The following is a 22,699-nucleotide window of genomic DNA, read 5'->3' as shown; positions in this document are numbered from 1 at the left end:
GACACAAAGATACTGTTTTTTGTGGGATTTCAGGAAAAAATCCGGAAGTGTTATTAAGTAATTGAGCCACTAGCTTCTGATTACACCATTTCATGAATTTGATTTCCCCTTTTTTCAGGGAGCTGAAGTTGATTATTTAACAGTACAAACTTGGTTAATTCACTTAATCCCGTCATATTTAATACGTCTGCATGGGTACTGTAAACCACATAGTGCATGTATAAGCATACGGTCAATCAACATGTATTTACATTTAGCACCTTAGCTGAGCTAATGGCGAAGGCATCGCCATTGCGATCCGGAGACCAGTTAGCAGGAGTTGCAGCATCTTCCTATCAGGAAAGGGTTGCGGCACAAATGGCTTTGGCAAATTTACCGTTGACCACTTTTTTAGAAATCCCTATAATCCCTTACGAGACAGACGAAGTTACACGTCTTATCTTTGATACACATGATCAGGAAAATTTTAAAACTATACAGCATTTAACCGTAGGCGATTTTCGTAATTTTCTGTTAAGTAATGATACGGAAGCAGAAGAGCTGACTGCATTACAAAAAGCCATTACACCGGAAATGGCGGCTGCTGTATCCAAGATCATGAGCGTACAGGATCTCATCTTAGTAAGTTCAAAATGTGAAGTTGTTACACGTTTCAGAAATACAGTTGGTCTCCGCGGACGCTTGTCTACGCGCTTACAACCCAATCATCCGACAGATGATATAAAAGGAATTCTGGCTTCCATGCTGGATGGCTTGTTTTACGGAAGCGGTGATGCAGTAATCGGAATCAATCCCGCAACCGATCACGTAGCTACACAAATTCAATTATTAAAATTAATTGACACAGTGCGTCAGCAATACGATATACCAACACAATCCTGTGTGTTGAGTCATATCACAAATACCATTCTTGCCATTGAGCAAGGTGCACCTGTGGATCTGGTTTTTCAATCTATTGGAGGAACAGAACAAACAAACAGCAGCTTTGGCATAAACCTTTCCTTGTTGAAGGAAGGTTACGAAGCGGCGCTGTCGCTGGGTAGAGGGACAATCGGAAATAATGTAATGTATTTTGAGACGGGACAAGGAAGTTCACTTTCAGCTAATGCACATCATGGGGTTGATCAGCAGACGCTGGAAGCGCGCGCCTATGCAGTTGCGCGTGCCTTTGATCCATTTTTGGTAAATACTGTAGTAGGTTTTATTGGTCCGGAATATTTATTCGATGGAAAACAGATTATACGTGCAGGTCTGGAAGATCATTTCTGCGGAAAGCTAATGGGCTTGCCAATGGGCTGCGACATTTGTTACACCAATCATGCAGATGCAGATCAGGATGATATGGATGCCTTGTTAACACTGCTTGGTACAGCAGGCTGTAATTTTATTATGGGCGTGCCGGGTTCGGATGATATCATGTTAAATTATCAAAGCACATCTTTTCATGATGCCTTATACATTCGGAAACTATTGAAACTACGACCTGCGCCGGAGTTTGAAGCATGGCTGATACGAATGGGTATGATGAATGATCGATATGAAATTACCGGTGCAAAAAACAGCATGCGTTTTTTAGACGACTTAAATGGATTGACATTATAGCTATGCAGGAAGATCATTGGCACGAATTGCGAAAATACACACATGCACGTATTGCAACGGGACGCGCAGGGAATGCTATGACTACTTCTGAAGTATTGAAATTGCGAATAGCACACGCGATGGCGCGTGATGCCGTACAATCAGAAGTACAAACGGAATACTTCAATGAAAAACTTTTCGAGCTAGGTTTTAATGTGCAACAGGTAAATAGTCAGGCACTGGATCGGAACGATTATATCCGTCATCCGCATAAAGGTAGACTATTGCATGCACAGAGCAAAGAACAACTGCAGGCATTGCAGATAGAACAAACAGACTTGTGCATTATCTTCGCTGATGGTTTGTCTGCCGATGCCGTGAACATACATGCAATTCCATTTCTTGAGTTATTATTAAAAGATCTTTCGTTTTGGAATATTGCTCCGGTGATATTGGTGAAGCAAGGTCGTGTAGGTATTTCGGATCCGATTGGAGAAGTATTGAATGCACGGATCTCAATGATTTTATTAGGTGAACGTCCGGGTTTAAGCGCACCTACAAGTTTAGGTGCATACATTACCTATCAGCCGAAAAGCGGGAATACAGATGAAAAAAGAAATTGTGTTTCAAATATTCAGCCTGCTGGCTTGAGCTATGAACAGGCGGTAGCAAAGATTTCATATCTGTTGCATGAAATGCGATCGCAGCAAATATCGGGAGTGAAGCTCAAAGACAATCAGAAAAATAATTACAGATTATAAAGTATTAAGAGGATATATTTTTTGCAGCATTGGCTATCACATTAAACCTAAGACGTGTATTATGAAAGAGCTCGACAATTTTTATTTACAACAGGAAGAGCCTGTTCAAAGTTGCTTATTGGCATTGCGCAATGTGATACTTGCACAGAACAACAATATAACTACTACACTAAAATATGGAATGCCATTTTTTTGTTATAAGGGGAAAATGTTTGCATACTTATGGATACATAAAAAATATAAGCAACCTTATATTGGAATGGTTGAAGGGAAACATTTACTGTATGAGGAGCTTATACAAGAGAAACGTTCGCGTATGAAAATAATGTTGTTTGATGCAGAAAAGAATTTGCCGATTAAAAAGCTTGAAAAGATTTTGCAGGATGCTATTAATCTGTATATCTCAGGTAAGATTAAAATAAAATAATATATTGTTGAACTCTAATTCAGGTAAGATGAAACAAACAAATAATGAATAAAGGTTACGATCGCATTGCGCCTATCTACGATGCAATAGCAGGTATTTTTTCGTTCAATCAAATAAATAAAAGTCAGCTTGCATTTTTATCGCATCTTTCGAATCAAGCTACGTGCTTGATATTAGGAGGAGGTACGGGTTATTTTCTTCAAAAAATATTAGAAGAAAATAAAACGATACAGGTTACCTATGTTGAAGCTTCTGTAAAGATGATTGAGTCTGCTCAAAAACGTATTGCAGCAAATCTTCCAAATGAATTACATCGCATTATCTTTATTCACGAAGGTGCGGAATGTTTTTCATTTGAAAAGTACGATATAATTGTTTGCAATTATTTTTTAGATCTGTTTGATGATATGTATGTAACCTTCTTGGTTGGTCGGTTTAAACAACATTTGAATAACAATGGATTGCTTTATATAACGGATTTTTCAATACCTGAAAAGGGTCTAATGCACTGGAGTACAAAAGCAGGAGTAAAGGTGTTGTATAAATTTTTCAAATGGACAACCAATCTTCAAACTCAAAAACTTCCAGCAATTGATACGGTTGTGAGAGGAAAGGGCTTTTATGTTTTAGAAACTAAAGAATTTTTTAAAGGAATTTTGAAATGCACGCTATATAAGTAACTTTAGCTTATAATGTCTGATGGGTATGACAACACAATAATATTTCATTAGAGTAAATTAAATTGCATGAAAAAAAGTAGCAGCATTCTGATTTTCTTCGTTGTTTGTTTAATAGTAACTGTTTCATCCTGCGTTCCGGATAGTATGAAAAAAGAAATGGATGCGAATATGAAAGCCGGGCAGCAAATGTTTGCAGACCAGGAGTTCAAAAAGGCTCTAGGTGCTATAGAACTTCACAAATTAAGAAATGGAAAATATCCGGCATCTCTGACTGAGCTGCAGTATCTGGGTTCATTAGACGCGACGTTATTCCAGTTCGTTGAATACAAAAGCATGGATTCGGTATATGAATTAAATGTTAAGTATGAATACCCTTCGTTCTCCAATGAAACAAAGAATAAAATAACATTGAAGTATCCCAAAGAATTTTGGAAAGGCTTAGGTTGTGCAAAATCAAATGCAATGCAATAGTAGGGCTGGCAGCACGACCAATGAGTCGTGTATTTTAGCATTCTGATAAAAATTTTTACTTCTGTTGGCGTTTTCCGTTCTTAGCTAACCACGACTCAACTCGCTGTTGTGCCTTTTCTGGCCACCAGCTTAGTGAAATATATTTAAACTGAAAAGTATAATGCAGTCAAACAAAAAAGGCATCCGTTCATTTCTGATTGGATGCCTTTTGCCATGAGAAATTCCTGCGGTAGAATTCGCAGGGGAAGATTATGCTTCTTCCTCTTCGAGCTCTTCTTCTTTCGTCGCTTCCATGGCAGCGGGAGTTCCGCTTACTTGTACTTTCTGACGGATCTTTAATTCAATCTCATCCTGCATATCCGGATTATCAAGGAATATAGTCCTTACTGCATCTCTGCCTTGCCCTAATTTTGTTCCGTTGTAAGAGAACCAGGAACCTGCCTTATTGATAATACCTAGTTCAACACCAAGGTCAATGATTTCACCAATTTTAGAAATCCCTTCACCATACATGATATCAAATTCGATTACTTTAAATGGAGGCGCCATTTTGTTTTTAACTACTTTAACCTTTGTGCGGTTACCGGTAATGTTGTCAGCACTTTCTTTGATCTGCCCAATACGACGGATATCCAGACGTACTGAAGCATAAAATTTCAAAGCGTTACCACCTGTAGTTGTTTCAGGGTTACCGAACATTACACCAATTTTTTCTCTTAGCTGGTTGATGAAAATGCAGCAACATCCTGATTTGTTAATTGCTCCGGTTAATTTACGCAATGCTTGAGACATCAAACGAGCTTGTAAACCCATTTTGCTATCACCCATTTCGCCTTCGATTTCTGCCTTTGGTACAAGAGCTGCAACAGAGTCAATCACAATGATGTCAATGGCTCCAGAACGGATCAAATGCTCTGCGATCTCTAATGCCTGCTCACCATTGTCTGGTTGAGAGATCAATAGATTCGTAGTATCAATGCCTAATTTTTCTGCGTATGTTTTATCAAATGCATGTTCTGCATCGATAAAAGCAGCAATCCCGCCAGCTTTTTGAGCTTCAGCAATGCAATGCATTGATAGCGTAGTTTTACCAGAAGATTCTGGCCCGTAGATTTCTACAATTCTTCCTTTAGGTAATCCCCCAATTCCTAAAGCGATATCCAAACCAAGTGAGCCTGTTGAAATGACAGGAACGTCCATCACTACTTCATCACTCAATTTCATTACGGTACCTTTACCGTATGTTTTTTCTAGTTTGTCAATTGTAAGCTGTAATGCTTTCAATTTTTCATTTACTGGGTTAGGTGCATTTTTACTCATGGCAATGATTTTAATAGTTTTAAAGATGTTTTTAGAAACTGTTAAATGAAATATTCTACTCTTTCAGTTAACCTTTAATAAAGCCGATTACTTAACCGACGATACAAACCTAATAAATACTAAAATAATTAGCAAACTTTTTACTAACTATTTTAGTATTTATTTTAAAATTTTCTATTATCTTACTAAGATACAAACTTTTATGGGCACCTCAACGAATCATTTATCAACACTTTTTTGTGTTGATTTTTATTTAAAATGACACGAATTGTTCTAAAAATGTATTAAATTATAATAAATGGTATGTGTTTTGTATACTGCCAACTATATTCTTTAAATCTAATACCCATTATGAAACGTTTCGGTATACTTTCGTTGATCGTACTTGCAATTGCCTCTTTTACATTTCAATCGCAGGCGCCGGAAGCTGCGTTGTCGCCTTATGGCCCTAAGGAAGCATTGGTATATAGATTACATTATGGATTTGTGAATGCCGGTGAGGCACGCATTGAAGTGGACCCGACATTATATTTGATTAACAATAAGGTTTGCTATAAGACTGCTGTTATTGGATCAACTACAGGTACCTTCGATCTTGCCATGCATGTGCGCGACCAATGGATCAGCTATATTGATACGGCTACCAATATACCGCAAAGAAGTATGCGCGACATTGTTGAAAATTCATACCGTTTAAAAGAAATGGTTATGTTTGATTATACAAATAAAAAAGCAAATGTGATTAGAGAAAGCGGTAAGGAGCTGAAGAAGTCTACTGCTGCATACGTTATATCCAGTAACTTACAGGACATAGTTAGTGGCGCATATTATTTGCGTACACTGGATTATTCTAAAATGGCTGTTGGTACGAACATCACAATGAAAGCATTCTTTGAAGATAAATTATATGATTTTACCGTACGGTATGCTGGCAAGGACCGTGTAAAGACGAGTCATGGGGTTATTAATGCAATTAAAATTCAACCAGTAATGCCGGATAATGAAATGTTTGATGGCGGTAATTCTATTCGTATGTGGTTGTCTGATGACGCAAATAAAATTCCGGTTAAGATTGAAGCGGATATGTTTGTCGGTAAAGTGGAAGTTGAATTGAAAAGCTTCTCAGGCTTAAAGCATCCCATTGTCTTTACAAAAAAATAGTCACCCTTTAGATTATATTTGCATTACCCGCAAATTAAGGAATTGTTATTATTGTCCAATTCTCTTAATTTACGGGTAATCTCTATTGAATTATATATAAATTTGAAACGCATGAAATACATTAAAAGAGTTGCCATTTCGTTAGTTGCTTTTTTGTTTTTGGTCTTGGTTGCAAACGCAAAACCAATCAGCATCAAAGGAAAACTTATAAAAACGGGTTACTCTACAATTTATTTGTATAAATATTTAGGTACTACAATATCTGTATATGATTCAACACACTATAAAGAAGGTGTTTTTGAATTTAAATATAAAGATGTAATTCCGACAGGTTTCTATAAAGTAGGCTTCGATAAGGTGAGTGCTATTACAATTATCGCAGGTTATGAAAACATTCTTATTACTGGCAATCCAGATATTGAACGCAGTATTTCAATTACTGAATCGAAAGAAAACGATGCGTATATCTTGTATCGCAAAGTAAATAAGACTCAGAATGCACAAAATGAGGCATTAAATAAAACTGCTCAGGATTTGCAAAAAATGCCGGGCATGACCGAAGAATTGTTCAATCAATATGTGGTTGTGTTAAGAGCCAAAAGTGATTCCTTGAATAAGGCCTATAATGCAGAGATGGTTCGGATCTCAACGGCATACCCCGGCTCGTTTATGACGAAAGTAATTTCAATGTTCATGTATGAAGGTAAAACAGCCGAAACGCTTTTTACTCCGGCAGAGTTTACCGACAAACAATATGCAGCAGGCGATATGCTGGATTCTAAAGTACAAAGCTACTTTCAGTATTTTGTACCGCAGGATCTGAATGCATGGAAAGCAGCTTCTGAAAAATTATTAGCAGCATGCCCGGCGGGCTCAGATAATAAGCAGGTGTTCTATGCTGCAATCATTCCTCTATTTTCTCAAAATGATCTGGAGTATGCGAAGGGCTTATGCAACAGATATATCAGCGAGTATCCTTCCTCTGAATTAGCAAAAGAACTTAAATCTAAATTGCCTAAAGGAGCGGCTGGTATTGGAGAGCCCGTGCCGGATATAGTATCAGCAGATGCCAATGGCAATAAGGTTTCATTAAGTTCATTGAAAGGAAAAGTTGTTCTGATTGATTTCTGGGCATCCTGGTGCGGACCATGCAGAGGAGAAAATCCGAACGTAGTTGCCGCATATAATTTATATAAGGATAAAGGCTTTACTGTTTTTAGTGTCTCTTTAGATAACAATAAAGATCAGTGGTTGGCCGCAATTGCAAAAGATGGTTTGGTATGGCCCAATCACGTGTCTGATTTGAAAGGCTGGCAATCAGATGCAGCTAAGTTGTATAATGTAAAAGGTATACCGGCAACATTCCTGATAGACCAGGAAGGAAATTTAATAGCAACAAATCTTCGCGGCGAAGAGTTGAAAGCTAAATTGGCAGAATTATTAAATAAACCTTAATATAAAATGAAAGCGAACAGTCGTATTTTAGTTGTAGATGATGAACAGGATATAATCGAGTTGCTCGAATATAATCTAACTAAGGAAGGCTATGACGTTCGCACGGCAAATAATGGAATTAAAGCCATTGAGGAAGCGAAAGAGTTTCTTCCTCAGCTCATCTTAATGGATATCATGATGCCAAAGATGGATGGAGTAGAGGCTTGCCGTAAAATCAGAGAAATACCCAAACTGAAAGAATCGTATGTGATATTTTTAACAGCGCGTTCAGAAGAATTTTCAGAGATAGCAGCATTTGAAGCAGGCGCAGATGATTTTATTACCAAGCCTATAAAGCCAAGAGCACTTATTAGCAGAGTGTCTGCATTTTTTAGAAGAGGCTCAAAAGCTACCACTGAAAAAGAAAGTGTTGTTATCAAAGATCTGGTTATTGATCGTTCAAGCTACACCGTAATGCAGGGAGCAAATAAAATTATTCTTCCTAAAAAAGAATTTGAATTATTATACTTCTTAGCAAACCGTCCAAACACCGTATTTAATAGAGACGAACTTCTGAAAAATATCTGGGGAACGGATGTATATGTAGTTCCCAGAACGGTAGATGTTCATATTCGTAAGATTAGAGAGAAAATTGGTGAAGACTACATAACAACTATTAAAGGAATTGGGTATAAATTTGCAATTGATGAATAATTGCAAGAATTAAATGACGCATCCTAGAAATGTAGCACTGTTTATTGGTGCTTTTGTAACACTTGTAACATCTTTATTGCTCTATTTCTTTTCAGTAATACCTGCTGTTAAGCATTGGCAAATATTGTTGCTGGTTCTTTTTATTGCAAGTACCGGATCGTGCTATATATTATTAAGCATGACTCTTTACAAACAACTGGATGATATTTCAAATTTACTTCGTCCATATAAAAAGAAGGAACCCAATCCTGAACACAACGAATATATTAATACCACGGATCCGATTGTCCGGATCCGTAAGGAACTTTCAGATTTTGCCGTTCAAAAGCAACGGGAAATTGAAGAATTAAAAAAACTGGAAACATTCCGACGCGAATTTTTAGCGGATGTTTCTCATGAATTAAAAACTCCTTTATTTGCTGCACAAGGCTTTGTCCATACGCTTATGGAAGGCGCCATGGATGACATTAAGGTACGAGATCGATTTCTCCAGAAAGCCGCGTATAGCCTTGATGGATTAAATATTCTAGTGGAAGATCTGATCACCATTTCTCAATTGGAGATTGGTGAGATCAAGATGCATTTCCAGAGTTTCGACATCCGGAAATTGACAGAGGATATTTTTGAACAATTAGAGGATGCGGCTGAAAAGCGAGGCACACGATTAAAATTCAATAAATACGCTCCGAAGTCCTGTTATATATATGCCGACAAATTGCGCATCGGACAGGTAGTTACCAATCTGATTGTCAATGCTGTTAAATATGGAAAAGACAACGGGACAGTTATTTTTTCATATGTTATTGAAGGCGATTCTGTTTTAATATCTGTAAAAGATGATGGTCCGGGTATAGAAGAGACGCATTTAAATCGTATTTTTGAACGCTTTTATAGAGTTGAAAAGAGCAGATCCAAAGATCAAGGCGGATCTGGTCTTGGTTTATCTATTGTAAAGCACATACTTGAAGCACATGATTCCAAAATCACCGTGTCAAGTAAAATTAATGAAGGGACGGAATTTCAATTCCGGTTAAAGAAAGGAAAAGTAATAAATGAAAAAGGTTGATATTAAAGAATGGATCATTTTTGAAAACGATGATTACTTTTTTATTAATAAACCGCCTTTTATTTCTTCTTTAGATGAACGTACCGGAGAGGGGATCAGTGTTATCAGGCTCGCAAAGGAATATTGGCCGGATGCACAGTTGTGCCACCGTATTGATAAAGAGACTTCAGGCGTATTAGCTGTTGCTAAGAATCCTGCTGCATACCGACACTTGTCCATGCAGTTCGAATCGAGAAATGTTACAAAGGAATACCATGCTGTTGTTAATGGCACGCATGATCTGGATGGGGTAGATGTTTACCTGCCAATTCTGGCATTACCTAAAGGCATTGTCAAAATAGACAAGGGGAAAGGCAAAATAGCAGAAACGATCTTCTTTACGATTCAGGCATTTAAGGCGGCCACTTTGGTGCGTTGTTTACCCATTACGGGCAGAATGCACCAGATCCGGATTCACCTTTCTCACCTGGGTGCTCCAATTGTGGGAGACGAAACCTACGGAGGGAAACCGCTTTATCTTTCAGAAATTAAAAGAAAAAAATTTAATTTGAAAAAAGATTCAGAGGAGCGGCCACTTATACAGAGATTTGCATTACACGCTAATTCTCTGATATTTACAGATATTAATGAGCAAATTTTGGACATAAAAGCACCCTATCCGAAGGATTTTCAGGTGCTGGTAAAAAAATTAGAAGAGTATTCTTCGTGATTTCTTTGAACTAGGTTTGCATTTAATTTTATAAACAGGTATCTTTGTATCCCTTTTTGAATTGAAGGGCGAATTATTTATTGATTAAAGAAAATGGATAGCATTAGCTACAAAACAACATTTGCAAACAAAGCTACAGTTCAGAAGAACTGGGTTATTGTTGATGCAGAAGGTAAAACACTAGGTCGTTTTGCCAGCCAGGTTGCAATGATTTTAAGAGGAAAGAATAAGCCTTCTTATACTCCACACGTAGACTGTGGTGACAATGTCATCATCATCAACGCTGAGAAAATTCGTTTGACAGGCAATAAAATGAATGACAAAGTATATACATCACATACTGGTCATCCAGGGGGTCAACGTTTTCAGACACCAAAAGAAACATTAGCAAAATATCCTGAAAAAGTTCTTGAAAGAGCTGTTAAAGGTATGTTGCCTAAAAATCGTATCGGTAGAGAATTATTCAGACACTTACACGTGTTTGAAGGAACTCAACACCCACACGAAGCACAACAACCAAAAGTTATTCAACTGTAATTTATTGTTTAGATGGAAGTATTAAACGCCATTGGAAGAAGAAAGACGTCAGTAGCTCGCGTTTACCTACAATCAGGTAAAGGTTCTATTGTAGTAAACGGTCTTGATTTCAAAACATATTTTAAAACGGAACCCCTTCAAATATCTGTTGAGAGCCCTCTTAACTTATTAGCTGAAGCCGGAAAATATGATATCAGAGTAAATGTACAAGGCGGCGGCGTTACTGGCCAAGCTGAAGCAATCCGTTTAGGAATTGCTCGTGCACTTGTATTAGTAAATGGTGAATTTAAATCTCCTTTGAGAAAAGAAGGTTTAATGACCAGAGATTCTCGTATGGTAGAACGTAAGAAATACGGTAAGAGAAAAGCTCGTAAAAGATTCCAATTCAGTAAACGTTAATATTTCTCTCTATTTTATAATACGATGGCTAAGAAAATCGAATATAAAGACTTATTGGATGCAGGCGTTCACTTCGGTCACCTTACACGCAAGTGGAATCCAAAGATGGCACCATATATCTTCATGGAGAAGAATGGTATCCATTTAATCGACTTAAATAAAACTATATCTTGCTTAGATGAAGCAAATGCAGCATTAAGAACAATCGTTCGTTCTGGACGTAAAGTTTTATTTGTTGCTACAAAGAAACAAGCTCAAGAGGTTGTTACTGCTGAAGCTAAAAGATTAAAAATGCCTTACGCAACTGAACGTTGGTTAGGTGGTATGTTGACAAACTTCGCAACAGTTCGTAAATCATTGAAGAAAATGTCTTCAATGGAGAAAATGATGAAGGATGAAGCATTCGTTTCATTGAACAAAAAAGAAAGACTTGTATTAAGTCGTGAAAAAGAAAAACTTGAAAAAGTTTTAGGCGGTATCGCTGATTTGACACGCCTTCCTGCAGCTTTGTTTGTTGTTGATGTTAAAAAAGAACACATTGCTATTGCTGAAGCTAAAAAATTAGGTATCCCGGTTTTTGCTATTGTTGATACAAACTCTGATCCAACAATCGTTGATTTCCCAATTCCTGCTAACGACGATGCATTCAAATCTATCTCTATTTTAACACATTCTATCGGTGCAGCAATTGAAGATGCATTGTCTGAAAGAAAAAGAGAAAAAGATGATCAAAAATTAAAAGAAGACGAAGAATCTAAAAAAGCTTCTGATAAGGCTGAGATTCAATAATTAGTTTTCTAAAGCATATTTAAAATTGAACATTGGCCTCCAATGTTCAATTTTTTTTAAAATCAAATCAAATTCATAACTACTAACACATTTATATCATGTCAACAATAACGGCAGCTGAAGTTAATAAGCTGAGAACAATGACCGGAGCAGGTATGATGGATTGCAAAAAAGCTCTTACTGAATCAGGTGGAGATTTTGAAGCAGCTATTGACATTCTTCGTAAAAAAGGACAAAAAGTATCTGCAGCTCGTGCTGAAAATACTACTTCTGAAGGTATCGTAGGAATCACTATTTCTGCAGATGGCAAAAACGGTAAATTAGTAGCTTTAGCTTGCGAAACTGAACCGGTTTCTAAAGTAGCAGATTTTAAAAATTTAGCAGAAGCTATCTTAAATGTTGCTGTTGCTAAAAATCCTAAAACTACTGAAGAACTTTCTTCTTTAGCTTTAGCTGATGGACGTAGTGTACAGGATCACATCATTGACCTTACTGGTAAAATCGGTGAAAAAGTAGCAATTACTTCTTATGTATCTATTGATGGTGAGCAAGTTGTTCCTTACGTTCACTCAAACGGTAAATTAGGTGTATTGGTAGCGTTAAAAAACACAGGCGGAAAAGATTTCTCTGAAGCTGGTAAAGACGTTGCAATGCAAGCTGCAGCTATGAAGCCTATCGCTTTAGATAAAGACGGCGTTGATGCTGCAACTGTTGAACGTGAAATTGAAATTGGTAAAGAACAAGCTAGAGCAGAAGGTAAGCCTGAAGCGATGCTTGAAAAAATTGCCTTAGGTAAATTGAATAAATTCTACAAAGACAATACATTGTTGAACCAGGAATTTGTTAAAGATAACTCTAAGTCAATTGCTCAAATGTTAGATGGTCACCATAAAGGTTTGACTGTTTCTGCATTCGTTCGTATTGCTTTAGCATAATTTTATTTACAGACATAAAAAAAGGTCCCGATAATTTATCGGGACCTTTTTTTATGTCTTATTTTTTGATCCTTATTCAAATGCAATAGTTGTATTTGGTAATAAGGTTTTAATGCGTTGTTGTTCTTTAGCTGAAATCTCGTTACCAACTAAGATCAATTTCTTTAAATTCTTAAGATAAGCGATTTCAGAAGGAAGAACCGTTAACATATTTAATGCTAAATCTAAATCTTCAAGTTCAGTAAGTGACCCAATATTAGGAGGTAACGTTTTTAAACCATTTTGTCTCAATGTTAATGTTTTAAGGTGTTTCAAGTTTCCTATTTCGGCAGGTAGCGTAGGAAGTAAATTTTTGTTCAGATTCAATTCCTTCAATTCAGTCATTTTACCAATAACAGGAGGTAAAAGTGTTAATCTGTTGCTACCCAAATCCAATGAAATTAGCTTATCTAAATGTCCCCAAGATTGAGACAATGTCACTAATTTGTTATTGAACATATTAAGCTTGATCAAATAATGAAGACTTTCAATGTTTGCAGGTAGATCTGTTAATACCTGAGAGCTGAAGTCAGCACAATAAACAATTTCAGGTTCAACAAAAGCAGATTCCATGTTAAAGCATTCCCCCGTGCATAACTCGTTAATCTTATCTGAAGCTTCAGTTTTACCATAAACCATAGAATAAATCAGATCTGAACACAATTCAGAACTAACAAAGCCCATCTTCTTACCTAATAATTCTTTTGAATATGCTCTATAATAATAAGCATCTCCAAATTTAGGATTCATACTTATAGCGTTGGTGAAATCACCAATAGCTTTTATATAGTCCTTCTGGTTTAAACTTGCTAAACCAGTATCATAATAATTTTTAGCATCTGGCTGATTAAAAGATGATCCAAAAATCAATACTGCAAGGATGGAACAATATGTAATTAATTTTTTCATGGCTGTTTCGGTTAGTAAGAATTTAAGTCGCGCCTTAACCTTAATACTCTATTTTAAACGAAGATTTTGGCCCCTAGGTTGTAGTTTTTTGAAAAAAAAACGTGAAAAAAACGGAAATTTCTAACATTCAAATTAAGAAGCCATTAGGGCTTCTATGTCAGCTATTTCCATGGGTATGTGTTCCATCAAATCTTTGTTTCCATCAGCAGTAAGCAGAATATCATTCTCTAACCGTATGCCGATACCTTCTTGAGGAATATAGATTCCTGGTTCTAATGTTACAATCATGCCTTCTTTCAACGGTTCATTTTTTACATGTACGTCGTGAACATCTAAACCCAAATGATGCCCAAATCCATGCATAAAATATTTTCGGTACGCCAGATTGCCATTTTTGCCTTTTACTTCTTCATTTGCAAGTAAACCCAAATGAATCAATTCTTTAGTAGTTATCTCGCCGGTTGCAGTATTCAATTCCTGTAATGTAGCGCCTGGTTTGATCAACTTTTTAACTTCTTTGAAAATAGTTAAAACGGAAGTATAGACTTCTGTTTGTCGGGGATTGAATTTGCCATTTACCGGAACTACACGTGTCAGATCAGAAGCATAATTGCCATATTCAGCACCAAAATCCATTAAGATCAATTCTCCGTCTTTGCATATATTGTCATTTTGAATGTAATGCAACACGCAGGCATTTGCCCCGGATGCTATAATGGGTTGATAAGCATGTCCTCTTGATCCGTTTCGGATAAATTCATGGATAATGTCAGCCTCGATTTCATATTCTTTGATGCCCGGACGGATTGTTTTAAGGATGCGTTCAAAGGCCAGCTTTGTAATGTTACATGCTTTTTGAATGGTCTCAATTTCCTGGGGTTCCTTTTTACTTCTTAAGTCATTTGTAATAGGGGCGAGGCGTTTATATGCATGTAAGGGATAATTCTTTTGGCAAAATTGTATAAACCGATCGTTGCGTGTATCAATGATTTTTTCTGCTCTGCCATGTTCATTTTGACTGCAGTAAATATTCGTTGCTTCGTAAATCAATTGTTTGAATATCTTTTCAAATTCATGAAACCAAAAGACCGTTTCTATACCAGATAGCTTCTGCGCTTCAGCTTTAGAAAATTTATGACCTTCCCAAATAGCCAAATGTTCGTTGGTTTCCAGAATAAATAATACTTCTCTATACCGCGCGTCCTCTGCATCAGGGAAGATCAGCAATATTGTATCTTCCTGATCGATTCCTGAAAAATAAAACAAATCATTGTTCTGCCTGAAAGGCATGGTGCCATCCGCATTGGTAGGATAGATGTCATTTGAATGAAAAATAGCGATAGATAAAGGCTGCAACTTCTCTGCTAATTTCTTTCTATTGAGAATAAATAAGCTATTATCGATGGGGGTGTATTTCATTTTAACTAAATTTATAGTTGAAGTAATTAATAAATCAACGTATATGCAAACGATTCAACGTGCGATTATAGTGAGTTCTCTTTTGATCGCATTTTTCTTTCAAGGAAATGCCCAAATTCAAAAATATTGGATTTCTTTTAAAGATAAAGATCTCAGTGGATATAATTACGAAAATAATTTAAGTGCACAAACGATTTCGAATAGAACAATACAGCATATACCACTTTTTCAGTATACAGATGTACCTGTAACAACATCCAATATTTCAACATTAAACAGTCTGGATGTAACAGTTGTTGCAACCTCTAAGTGGTTGAATGCAGTTACTGCATATCTTGCTCCGGAACAAGTTAATCAGGTTAGACAATTGACATTTGTATCTTCTGTAGAACCTGTAGGGGTTTATTTGGTTGCATCATCTACAGACATTAATGTAGCACCGGATTTAATGCATCCTGCAATGAAACAGATGAAAGCAAAAACATTTACTTCAAATGGAATTGATGGCACAAATATTACAATTGGTGTTATAGATGCAGGATTTCATAAGCTGCATGAAGATCCGGCTACAAGTTATTTAGTAAGAGATAAAAAAATACTGGGACAACGAGATTTTATTGATCGTTCAAGAACGGATTTAATTTCAAAAGCAGCTACGTCTTCAGATGATCATGGTCGTCAGGTAGTACGAATGATTGCCGGGTATGATACAACTCTTAAGGCACAATACGGTATGGCTGTGAATGCATCATTTTATTTAGCCCGTACAGAGAATGGTGATAGAGAATATCGTGGTGAAGAAGATATGTGGATCATGGCTATGGAGTGGATGGATAGTGTTGGTGTTCGATTGATAAGTACCTCACTTGGTTATGCAATCAAAATGGATGACCCCAATGACAATTATACAGAGGAACAAATGGATGGTAAAACTGCACGTATTACCAAAGCCGCACAAATTGCATTTAGTCAAAAAGGAATATTATTAGCTGTATCTGCCGGTAATGAAGGCGACACCAACTGGCGTATTATTTCAGCACCTGCAGATGCTGAAGGTGCCTTATCAGTAGGGGCTACCAATTCGTTAAATTGGGATAGAATATCGTATAGCAGTATTGGCCCGGAAAATTTGCCGTACTTAAAACCAAATGTTTCCTGTTATTCTCCAAACGGAACTTCATTTTCATGTCCTGCAATTGCTGGGTTTGTTGCGTGTTTAATGAAAAATGATTCTACGTTATCAAACGTACAATTGAAAAATATTATTCAGAAGTCTGCTCATTTATATCCTTATGGAAATAACTATATAGGATATGGTATTCCTCAAGCAGATCGGGCATTAGAGCTTTCTAAAGATACATTAAAGAAGTTTGATAACGTTGTATCAATTACTGTATCTAAAGATTTATATAAATATACGTTTGACGAAACGATATCAGTAGATTTAGTAGTTTTCAATAAGAAAAATGAAACGATTGTAATGAATCAACAAGTTGTTTCTATTGAAAAAGGCGATCGGAAAAACCCGATCATTAAAATTGAAAGATGGATACCGAAAATTCATTTAATCAACCGACCAGGAATCTCTGTTAAAAATGGTAAACTTAAAATAAAAAGAGGTAAAGGTGTGGCGCGCACAACAGTTGTTGCAGACGAATTTCTAACACTGGAAATTATTTGGGAATAATATTGTTTACGAGCATATATAGCTCACTGAATTAAGCATGCAAAAAGAATTTAATGTTCATCAATATCCGAATGGAATAACGTTGTTGCACAAGCAAGTGTTATCTACACGCATCGCTCATTGCGGGTATATATTTGATGTAGGTAGTAGAGATGAAAATTTGAAAAGCCAAGGACTCGCTCATTTTTGGGAACACATGGCTTTTAAAGGAACAGAAAAAAGAAAAACGTTCCAGATATTAAGTAGTCTTGAAGAGGTAGGAGGAGATTTGAATGCCTATACTACAAAAGAAAAAATCTGGTTTCATGCTTCTTTACCATATACACATCTAGAGCGGGCTGCAGATGTTCTTACGGATATTTCTTTTTTCTCTACTTTTCCTGAAAAGGAAATTGAAAAGGAGAAAAAAGTTGTATTGGAAGAAATGCATATGTATGCAGATAATCCGGAAGACGCTATTCAAGATGAGTTCGAATCCATTATTTTTCCGGATCATTCATTAGGGTATAATATTTTAGGAACTGAAAAAACACTCCATGCATTCACACAAGATCATTTAATAAAATTTCTGAAAAAGAATGTCGATACAAGTCGTGTAGCATTTGTGGTTTTATCTCCACATTCTTTTTCAGAAGTAAAATCGATTGCGGATAAATATATTCCCTTTGTAAAGGCGCATCACATCGTAAAAGTCAGAGATAAAAATAAAGGCTTTAAACCTACAACAATCATTAAAAGTATTGATGCCTCGCAAACACATTGTGTTATTGGAGGTCTTGGTTTAAATATAAAAGAAGAACGTAGACTCGGCTTATTCTTGTTGTCTAATTTACTGGCTGGTCCAGGCATGACTTCTATGCTGAACATGGCCATGAGAGAGAAGAAAGGATATGTGTACACCATTGAATCCAACTTTACTTCTTACATAGACACTGGTGTATACAGTTTTTATTTTGCTACAGAAGCAAAGCAGTTTGATAAGGCACTTGAAGTATTTCATAAGGAAGTAGCTAAAGTAAGAGGAAAAAAATTGAGTACTGCACAGCTACATCGGTTGAAGGAACAGATAAAGGGACAGCTGATCATGGCTGAAGAAAACAATAGTAACTTCATGCAGATGATGGGTAAGAGTTATCTTGACTTTGGAAAGATAGATTCTTTTGATCAGATCATTAAAAAAATAGATGGTATATCAGCAGATGTGATTATTGATTTGGCAAATCAATTGATGAATCCTGCACGCATGAGTAAATTGATATATGAACCTGAAGTGAAATGATAGACATTACAAATCCTGTTATAGAAGAATACATTGCTGCTTACAGTTCAGAAGAATCGGATCTGCTTAAAAAAGTCAATAGAGAAACGTATGCAGAGGTATTAATGCCACGCATGTTATCCGGCCATTATCAGGGAAGGGTATTGTCTATGCTATCTCATATGATCCGTCCGAAGAGGATACTTGAAATAGGTACTTTCACAGGTTATTCTGCGTTATGTCTGGCAGAAGGGTTACCTGAAGGTGCAGAGATGATCACAGTTGATATTAATGAGGAGTTGGAAGATCGTGTTCGTGCATATTTTACACAATCTGAAAAATCTTCAGCTATTACTTATTTAATTGGTGATGCAACAAAAGTTGTTGCAGCGTTAGAAGGGGAATTTGATCTGGTATTTATTGATGCAGATAAGCACAATTATTTAACCTATTATAATTTGGTGTTTGATAAAGTTCCGCAAGGAGGCTTTATACTTGTAGATAATACATTGTGGAACGGGAAGGTTGCAATACCTGAAGTTGTCAATAAAGATAAGGACACAAAAAATCTCCATGAGTTCAATGAATTCATTGCAAAAGATATTCGGGTAGACAAAGTAATTTTACCTGTACGAGATGGTATTACTGTAATTAGAAAAAAATAGTCGTTCATGTTGCGAATTATAATTGTTAGTATATTCAGTATTGCAACGTTGTTAAGCAATGCCCAGACATTTACGAAGCCATCTGTGCCTGATGTAATTGATTTTGCGGGTATGAAATTGGAATTGAGTGCTTCTGCTAAGAAAAAAATTGAAGCAGATGTAACAATGATCTACAGCAGCGGTAAATATCTGCAGCAAAAAATTGATCGCGCTAATTTATATTTTCCAATCATTGAACATGTTTTTCATGAAGCAGGATTTCCTGAAGAGTTTAAATATTTGGCCCTTCAGGAGTCAAGTCTTGTATCGGATGCCGTTTCGAGTTCAAATGCGGTTGGCTTTTGGCAATTTAAAAAAGAAACAGCAATTGAAGTTGGTATGACAGTGAATGCGAATGTAGATGAGCGTAAACATATCTCATATGCTTCGAAAGGAGCAGCAACTTATCTCAAAAAAAACAACCTGTTATTAGATAATTGGGTGTATGCTTTGCTATCCTATAATGTTGGTCCGGGTGGCGTGAAATCTCATGTTAAAACAAAAAATGTTGGTGCCAGAACGATGGTAATTGATGAAGATATGCATTGGTATGTAATTCGTTTTTTAGCATACAAAATAGCATATCAGGATCTGATCGGTAAAGCAAATCATCCGGATTTTTCATTGATCGAATACAAAGGTATTAAGAATAAGTCTCTTCAGGATATTGCCAATCAATCAAAGGTCGATTATGAATTGTTAAAAGAATACAACAAATGGTGTACGACTGGACATGTGCCAAACGATAAAGAGTATATAGTAATTGTTCCTTCTGCACATGGTACCAATCCGGTTATTGATGACAAACCGGATGATTCACCTGTAGTGGTAAATCCTAAATCTCCGGAGGTTGTTGTTTTGGTAATACCAAAATCATTTCCGGATATACGAACGTTTCAGGATACATTAAAAATCCCGATTTTTGTTTTGATCAATAAAGTCAAAGCCATTCGTGCCGGCAAAGGAGATGATATTAATAGTTTGGCTGTTAAGGCGGGTATGTCAAAATCATCGTTTATGTTTTTCAATGAATTGAAAGGATATGAAACGGTAACCGCAGGAGATTTTTATTATATGCAGTTGAAACGTAGTAAAGCTTTGGTTGCTTACCATACAGTTTCGAAAGGAGAGACCATACATTCGATTGCACAGAAGTATGCGATCACTACAGCATCTATCAGAAAGCATAATCGATTAGATAAAAAACAATTCGTTCAAGAGAATCGAGTACTATGGTTGAAAAGTACAAGGCCTAAGGACACGCCGGTTGAATACAAAGCAGCTGCCAAGCCTATTGTAAAGGAAGAACCTAAACCGGTAACAGAAGTAAAGGTTGAATTGATTGAAAAGACTACGGTTACTGTTGTTACAGCAATTCCTAAGTCTGAAAATATAAGTACCAATGCAATATATCATGTAGTGCAACCTGGCGAAACCGTATTTGGAATTTCAAGAATGTATCAAATTGATTCAGATAGCATCAGAGAATGGAATCAATTAACAGGATATGCGATACAGGTGAATCAACAATTAATTGTCGGATATAAAAATAAGGAATCCAAGGAAGCAGCATCTAAAGAAATACTTTATATTGTTAAAGCTGGCGATACAGTTTATAAAATATCAAAACAATATAATGTAACTGTAGATGAAATAAAGAAATGGAATAATTTGCCCGACTATAGTTTAAGTCTTGGGCAACAATTAAAAATACTCTTGCCTTAATACATAAGGTATCTTGTTAATATATTACTTTAAATAGAGAACAATGCTAAGTAGTATCAAATCCTTCATAAAACGAGCTATACATATTGGAAAATCTTCACTCAGGATTGAGCGGAGCAAATATGAAGTACTGTTGAATGAAGCATCTGATGCGATCTATCTTGTAAATAATAAAGGAGAGATTACATATGCCAATCCAAGCGCATGCATCCTTTTTGGCTATACAAATGAAGAATTGGTTTATAAACCCATTCATGAATTAATCGTTTCAAAAGCAGATTTGTTTCAGACATTTTCTTCAAATATTATTGAAGAGAAAGGAGTAGTTGTACAACAGGAATTTGTTCGTAAGGATACGTCGACTTTTTATGGCGAAATGAGTGTACGCTTATTTGATGATGGCGCGCATCAGGCAATAATCCGGGATATAACAAAAGGGGTAATTGAACAGCGATTGCTGATTGATAGAGAAAAGAAATTTAAAATCCTGGTAGAAAATGCTTTTGATATCATCATTGTATTAAGCTCTGATTTTAAGATAACTTTTGTAAGTCCGGTTATTAAAAAAATGCTTGGGTATGAAGTTGAAGAAGTCTTGGGCTTAAATTCCAATACATTTATTGAACTTCGGGATCGGGTCTCAATTAAAAAAGTATTGAAAAATCATGGCGTTACCTATGCTATAAATGATTTGAAATTGATCCATAAAACTGGTCAAATTATTCATTGCGAAGTAAATGCCGTTAACTTTTTAAACGATCCCTTAATAAATGGGATCATTGTAAATTGTCATGATATCAGTGCGCGCATAGAGACAGAAAATGAACTGCTAAATACAAACTATGAATTGGATAGTTTTGTCTATAAAGTTTCACATGATCTAAAGGCTCCATTGAGATCTATGCTTGGGTTGATTAATTTATCTCAAAAAGAGAATACGGATGAAACGGTAAAATTGTATTTAGAAATGATGACTAGAAGCATCCGTAATATGGATGTTTTTATAAAAGATTTAACTCAATTTTCCAGAAACAGCCGAATGGCGATTGTGAAAGAATACATTGATTTTAATGAACTGATTTCTAAGATAGATAGCAGTTTAAAGTATGAAGAAAATGCGACTTCTATCCGTATTGAAACATCAATCAATCAAGAAATTGCATTTTATTCAGATAGCAATCGGGTAGAGACAATAATTAGCAATTTATTGTCAAATGCATACAAGTACCATAGTTTTGAAAGTAATAATCCTTATATTAACATTGAAATTGAAGTCTCTGAATTACGAGCTATTATAAAAATTTATGATAATGGTTCGGGTATCGCTGAAGAATTTCACAGCAAGATATTTGAGATGTTTTTTAGAGCTTCAGAAAAATCACAAGGTTCAGGACTGGGCTTATATATTGTTAAAAGTGCGGTTGATAAGCTCGAAGGAAAAATAAAATTAGATTCTATCTTTGGCAAAGAAACAACCTTTACCGTTGAATTACCCAATTTATTAACACGTTCGTATGATGGAAGTAGAGAAAACGTATAAAAAATTAGTAATGCTTGTTGATGATAATGAAACGGATAATTTCATTCACAGGCGCGTTTTAGAAATGGGAAATTTCTCTAAACAAATTATAGTAAAAAACTCAGGTAAAACAGCATTAGAATATCTAGAGGCAAATAAGAATAATCCAGAGCTGATACCTGAAGTTATTTTCTTAGATATTAATATGCCAATTGTGGATGGCTTTGTGTTTTTGTTTGAATTTGAAAGCTTCCCTGAATCAATAAAAAATAGCTGTAAAATTATTGTCCTTTCAAGTTCAGATAATAAAAAAGACATTGATAGAATTGTAGACAATGATTATGTAATTCATTTTATAACAAAACCTTTATCTGAAGATTCTATTAAAGAATTGAAAAAGATGGTTTAACTATTTTATTTATTAGCATAAAAAAAAACCTCTCGCATTACGAGAG

The 22,699-nt window shown here is 35.9% G+C and carries 23 protein-coding genes; 20 read left to right on the top strand and 3 right to left on the bottom strand.

Going from position 1 to position 22,699, the window contains the following annotated elements; translation table 11 throughout:
- Positions 1–216: 216 nt before the first annotated feature.
- The 5 genes from A3EE_RS0115985 (at position 217) to A3EE_RS0115965 (ending at position 3,920) form a co-directional block, all read left to right on the top strand.
- Positions 217–1,602 carry an ethanolamine ammonia-lyase subunit EutB gene (locus tag A3EE_RS0115985; protein ID WP_018344450.1) on the top strand — a complete coding sequence of 462 codons (1,386 nt, stop codon included), beginning with the start codon at positions 217–219 and terminating at the stop codon, positions 1,600–1,602.
- A 2-nt stretch (positions 1,603–1,604) separates the two neighbouring features.
- Positions 1,605–2,342, top strand: a complete 738-nt coding sequence (gene eutC / locus A3EE_RS0115980) for an ethanolamine ammonia-lyase subunit EutC (RefSeq protein WP_018344449.1) — start codon at positions 1,605–1,607, stop codon at positions 2,340–2,342.
- Between the two features lie 61 nt (positions 2,343–2,403).
- A complete protein-coding gene (locus tag A3EE_RS0115975; protein WP_018344448.1) occupies positions 2,404–2,769 on the top strand; it encodes a DUF1801 domain-containing protein in 366 nt (121 codons plus the stop codon).
- A gap of 44 nt (positions 2,770–2,813) precedes the next feature.
- On the top strand, positions 2,814–3,449 hold the full coding sequence (locus tag A3EE_RS0115970) for a class I SAM-dependent methyltransferase (protein ID WP_018344447.1): 636 nt from the start codon (positions 2,814–2,816) through the stop codon (positions 3,447–3,449).
- A 66-nt stretch (positions 3,450–3,515) separates the two neighbouring features.
- Complete coding sequence (locus A3EE_RS0115965; protein WP_018344446.1) at positions 3,516–3,920, top strand: hypothetical protein; 405 nt, start codon at positions 3,516–3,518, stop codon at positions 3,918–3,920.
- A 249-nt stretch (positions 3,921–4,169) separates the two neighbouring features.
- Here the strand turns inward: A3EE_RS0115965 and recA are convergent, their stop codons facing one another.
- On the bottom strand, positions 4,170–5,240 hold the full coding sequence (gene recA / locus A3EE_RS0115960) for a recombinase RecA (protein WP_018344445.1): 1,071 nt from the start codon (positions 5,238–5,240) through the stop codon (positions 4,170–4,172).
- Positions 5,241–5,591: 351 nt separating this feature from the next.
- Here recA and A3EE_RS0115955 point away from each other — a divergent pair, with 351 nt between their 5' ends.
- The 9 genes from A3EE_RS0115955 (at position 5,592) to tsf (ending at position 12,984) form a co-directional block, all read left to right on the top strand.
- Positions 5,592–6,401 carry a DUF3108 domain-containing protein gene (locus A3EE_RS0115955; RefSeq protein WP_018344444.1) on the top strand — a complete coding sequence of 270 codons (810 nt, stop codon included), beginning with the start codon at positions 5,592–5,594 and terminating at the stop codon, positions 6,399–6,401.
- A gap of 111 nt (positions 6,402–6,512) precedes the next feature.
- Positions 6,513–7,856 (top strand): TlpA disulfide reductase family protein, encoded by a 1,344-nt coding sequence (locus A3EE_RS0115950; RefSeq protein WP_018344443.1) that lies wholly within the window; start codon positions 6,513–6,515, stop codon positions 7,854–7,856.
- Between the two features lie 6 nt (positions 7,857–7,862).
- Entirely contained in the window at positions 7,863–8,549 is a 687-nt protein-coding gene (locus A3EE_RS0115945; protein WP_018344442.1) for a response regulator transcription factor, read from the top strand.
- Between the two features lie 13 nt (positions 8,550–8,562).
- A complete protein-coding gene (locus A3EE_RS0115940; RefSeq protein WP_018344441.1) occupies positions 8,563–9,615 on the top strand; it encodes a sensor histidine kinase in 1,053 nt (350 codons plus the stop codon).
- Positions 9,602–10,324: an RluA family pseudouridine synthase gene (locus tag A3EE_RS0115935; RefSeq protein ID WP_018344440.1), complete on the top strand. Its 723-nt coding sequence runs from the start codon at positions 9,602–9,604 to the stop codon at positions 10,322–10,324. Before A3EE_RS0115940 ends, A3EE_RS0115935 begins: the two co-directional genes overlap by 14 nt.
- A gap of 93 nt (positions 10,325–10,417) precedes the next feature.
- The gene (rplM, locus tag A3EE_RS0115930) at positions 10,418–10,861 is read left to right on the top strand and encodes a 50S ribosomal protein L13 (RefSeq protein WP_018344439.1); all 444 of its coding nucleotides are present in this window, start codon (positions 10,418–10,420) and stop codon (positions 10,859–10,861) included.
- A 12-nt stretch (positions 10,862–10,873) separates the two neighbouring features.
- Positions 10,874–11,260 (top strand): 30S ribosomal protein S9, encoded by a 387-nt coding sequence (rpsI, locus tag A3EE_RS0115925; RefSeq protein ID WP_018344438.1) that lies wholly within the window; start codon positions 10,874–10,876, stop codon positions 11,258–11,260.
- Between the two features lie 24 nt (positions 11,261–11,284).
- Positions 11,285–12,049 carry a 30S ribosomal protein S2 gene (rpsB, locus tag A3EE_RS0115920; protein WP_018344437.1) on the top strand — a complete coding sequence of 255 codons (765 nt, stop codon included), beginning with the start codon at positions 11,285–11,287 and terminating at the stop codon, positions 12,047–12,049.
- Between the two features lie 98 nt (positions 12,050–12,147).
- Positions 12,148–12,984 carry a translation elongation factor Ts gene (gene tsf, locus A3EE_RS0115915; protein WP_018344436.1) on the top strand — a complete coding sequence of 279 codons (837 nt, stop codon included), beginning with the start codon at positions 12,148–12,150 and terminating at the stop codon, positions 12,982–12,984.
- 72 nt (positions 12,985–13,056) lie between these two features.
- On the opposite strand, the gene A3EE_RS21510 is transcribed toward tsf, so the two are convergent.
- Together A3EE_RS21510 and A3EE_RS0115905 are read right to left on the bottom strand one after the other, a co-directional pair.
- Positions 13,057–13,932 (bottom strand): leucine-rich repeat domain-containing protein, encoded by an 876-nt coding sequence (locus A3EE_RS21510; RefSeq protein WP_051081631.1) that lies wholly within the window; start codon positions 13,930–13,932, stop codon positions 13,057–13,059.
- A gap of 132 nt (positions 13,933–14,064) precedes the next feature.
- Positions 14,065–15,351, bottom strand: a complete 1,287-nt coding sequence (locus A3EE_RS0115905) for an aminopeptidase P N-terminal domain-containing protein (protein WP_018344435.1) — start codon at positions 15,349–15,351, stop codon at positions 14,065–14,067.
- Between the two features lie 43 nt (positions 15,352–15,394).
- On the opposite strand from A3EE_RS0115905, the gene A3EE_RS0115900 reads away from it, so the two are divergent.
- The 6 genes from A3EE_RS0115900 to A3EE_RS0115875 are packed head-to-tail and all read left to right on the top strand — an operon-like array spanning position 15,395 to position 22,653.
- A complete protein-coding gene (locus A3EE_RS0115900) occupies positions 15,395–17,038 on the top strand; it encodes a S8 family peptidase (protein ID WP_018344434.1) in 1,644 nt (547 codons plus the stop codon).
- A 37-nt stretch (positions 17,039–17,075) separates the two neighbouring features.
- On the top strand, positions 17,076–18,317 hold the full coding sequence (locus tag A3EE_RS0115895) for a M16 family metallopeptidase (RefSeq protein ID WP_018344433.1): 1,242 nt from the start codon (positions 17,076–17,078) through the stop codon (positions 18,315–18,317).
- Positions 18,314–18,961 (top strand): O-methyltransferase, encoded by a 648-nt coding sequence (locus tag A3EE_RS0115890; RefSeq protein ID WP_018344432.1) that lies wholly within the window; start codon positions 18,314–18,316, stop codon positions 18,959–18,961. Before A3EE_RS0115895 ends, A3EE_RS0115890 begins: the two co-directional genes overlap by 4 nt.
- 6 nt (positions 18,962–18,967) lie before the next feature.
- Positions 18,968–20,725, top strand: coding sequence for a LysM peptidoglycan-binding domain-containing protein (locus A3EE_RS0115885; RefSeq protein ID WP_018344431.1), 1,758 nt, complete (start codon positions 18,968–18,970; stop codon positions 20,723–20,725).
- 43 nt (positions 20,726–20,768) lie between these two features.
- Positions 20,769–22,265: a PAS domain-containing sensor histidine kinase gene (locus tag A3EE_RS0115880; protein WP_018344430.1), complete on the top strand. Its 1,497-nt coding sequence runs from the start codon at positions 20,769–20,771 to the stop codon at positions 22,263–22,265.
- Complete coding sequence (locus A3EE_RS0115875) at positions 22,243–22,653, top strand: response regulator (protein ID WP_018344429.1); 411 nt, start codon at positions 22,243–22,245, stop codon at positions 22,651–22,653. Before A3EE_RS0115880 ends, A3EE_RS0115875 begins: the two co-directional genes overlap by 23 nt.
- The last annotated feature ends 46 nt before the right edge of the window (positions 22,654–22,699 follow it).

The organism is Cytophaga aurantiaca DSM 3654 (assembly GCF_000379725.1).
Taxonomy (GTDB): Bacteria; Bacteroidota; Bacteroidia; order Cytophagales; family Cytophagaceae; genus Cytophaga; species Cytophaga aurantiaca.
Note: the sequence above shows the minus strand (reverse complement) of the source record. Positions and strands in the feature narration are given on the sequence as shown.

Coding starts and splice junctions, on each gene's coding strand:
- A3EE_RS0115985 (WP_018344450.1), top strand. CDS start 217: ATGTATAAGCATACGGTCAATCAACATGTATTTACATTTAGCACCTTA.
- eutC (WP_018344449.1), top strand. CDS start 1,605: ATGCAGGAAGATCATTGGCACGAATTGCGAAAATACACACATGCACGT.
- A3EE_RS0115975 (WP_018344448.1), top strand. CDS start 2,404: ATGAAAGAGCTCGACAATTTTTATTTACAACAGGAAGAGCCTGTTCAA.
- A3EE_RS0115970 (WP_018344447.1), top strand. CDS start 2,814: ATGAATAAAGGTTACGATCGCATTGCGCCTATCTACGATGCAATAGCA.
- A3EE_RS0115965 (WP_018344446.1), top strand. CDS start 3,516: ATGAAAAAAAGTAGCAGCATTCTGATTTTCTTCGTTGTTTGTTTAATA.
- recA (WP_018344445.1), bottom strand. CDS start 5,240: ATGAGTAAAAATGCACCTAACCCAGTAAATGAAAAATTGAAAGCATTA.
- A3EE_RS0115955 (WP_018344444.1), top strand. CDS start 5,592: ATGAAACGTTTCGGTATACTTTCGTTGATCGTACTTGCAATTGCCTCT.
- A3EE_RS0115950 (WP_018344443.1), top strand. CDS start 6,513: ATGAAATACATTAAAAGAGTTGCCATTTCGTTAGTTGCTTTTTTGTTT.
- A3EE_RS0115945 (WP_018344442.1), top strand. CDS start 7,863: ATGAAAGCGAACAGTCGTATTTTAGTTGTAGATGATGAACAGGATATA.
- A3EE_RS0115940 (WP_018344441.1), top strand. CDS start 8,563: ATGACGCATCCTAGAAATGTAGCACTGTTTATTGGTGCTTTTGTAACA.
- A3EE_RS0115935 (WP_018344440.1), top strand. CDS start 9,602: ATGAAAAAGGTTGATATTAAAGAATGGATCATTTTTGAAAACGATGAT.
- rplM (WP_018344439.1), top strand. CDS start 10,418: ATGGATAGCATTAGCTACAAAACAACATTTGCAAACAAAGCTACAGTT.
- rpsI (WP_018344438.1), top strand. CDS start 10,874: ATGGAAGTATTAAACGCCATTGGAAGAAGAAAGACGTCAGTAGCTCGC.
- rpsB (WP_018344437.1), top strand. CDS start 11,285: ATGGCTAAGAAAATCGAATATAAAGACTTATTGGATGCAGGCGTTCAC.
- tsf (WP_018344436.1), top strand. CDS start 12,148: ATGTCAACAATAACGGCAGCTGAAGTTAATAAGCTGAGAACAATGACC.
- A3EE_RS21510 (WP_051081631.1), bottom strand. CDS start 13,932: ATGAAAAAATTAATTACATATTGTTCCATCCTTGCAGTATTGATTTTT.
- A3EE_RS0115905 (WP_018344435.1), bottom strand. CDS start 15,351: ATGAAATACACCCCCATCGATAATAGCTTATTTATTCTCAATAGAAAG.
- A3EE_RS0115900 (WP_018344434.1), top strand. CDS start 15,395: ATGCAAACGATTCAACGTGCGATTATAGTGAGTTCTCTTTTGATCGCA.
- A3EE_RS0115895 (WP_018344433.1), top strand. CDS start 17,076: ATGCAAAAAGAATTTAATGTTCATCAATATCCGAATGGAATAACGTTG.
- A3EE_RS0115890 (WP_018344432.1), top strand. CDS start 18,314: ATGATAGACATTACAAATCCTGTTATAGAAGAATACATTGCTGCTTAC.
- A3EE_RS0115885 (WP_018344431.1), top strand. CDS start 18,968: ATGTTGCGAATTATAATTGTTAGTATATTCAGTATTGCAACGTTGTTA.
- A3EE_RS0115880 (WP_018344430.1), top strand. CDS start 20,769: ATGCTAAGTAGTATCAAATCCTTCATAAAACGAGCTATACATATTGGA.
- A3EE_RS0115875 (WP_018344429.1), top strand. CDS start 22,243: ATGGAAGTAGAGAAAACGTATAAAAAATTAGTAATGCTTGTTGATGAT.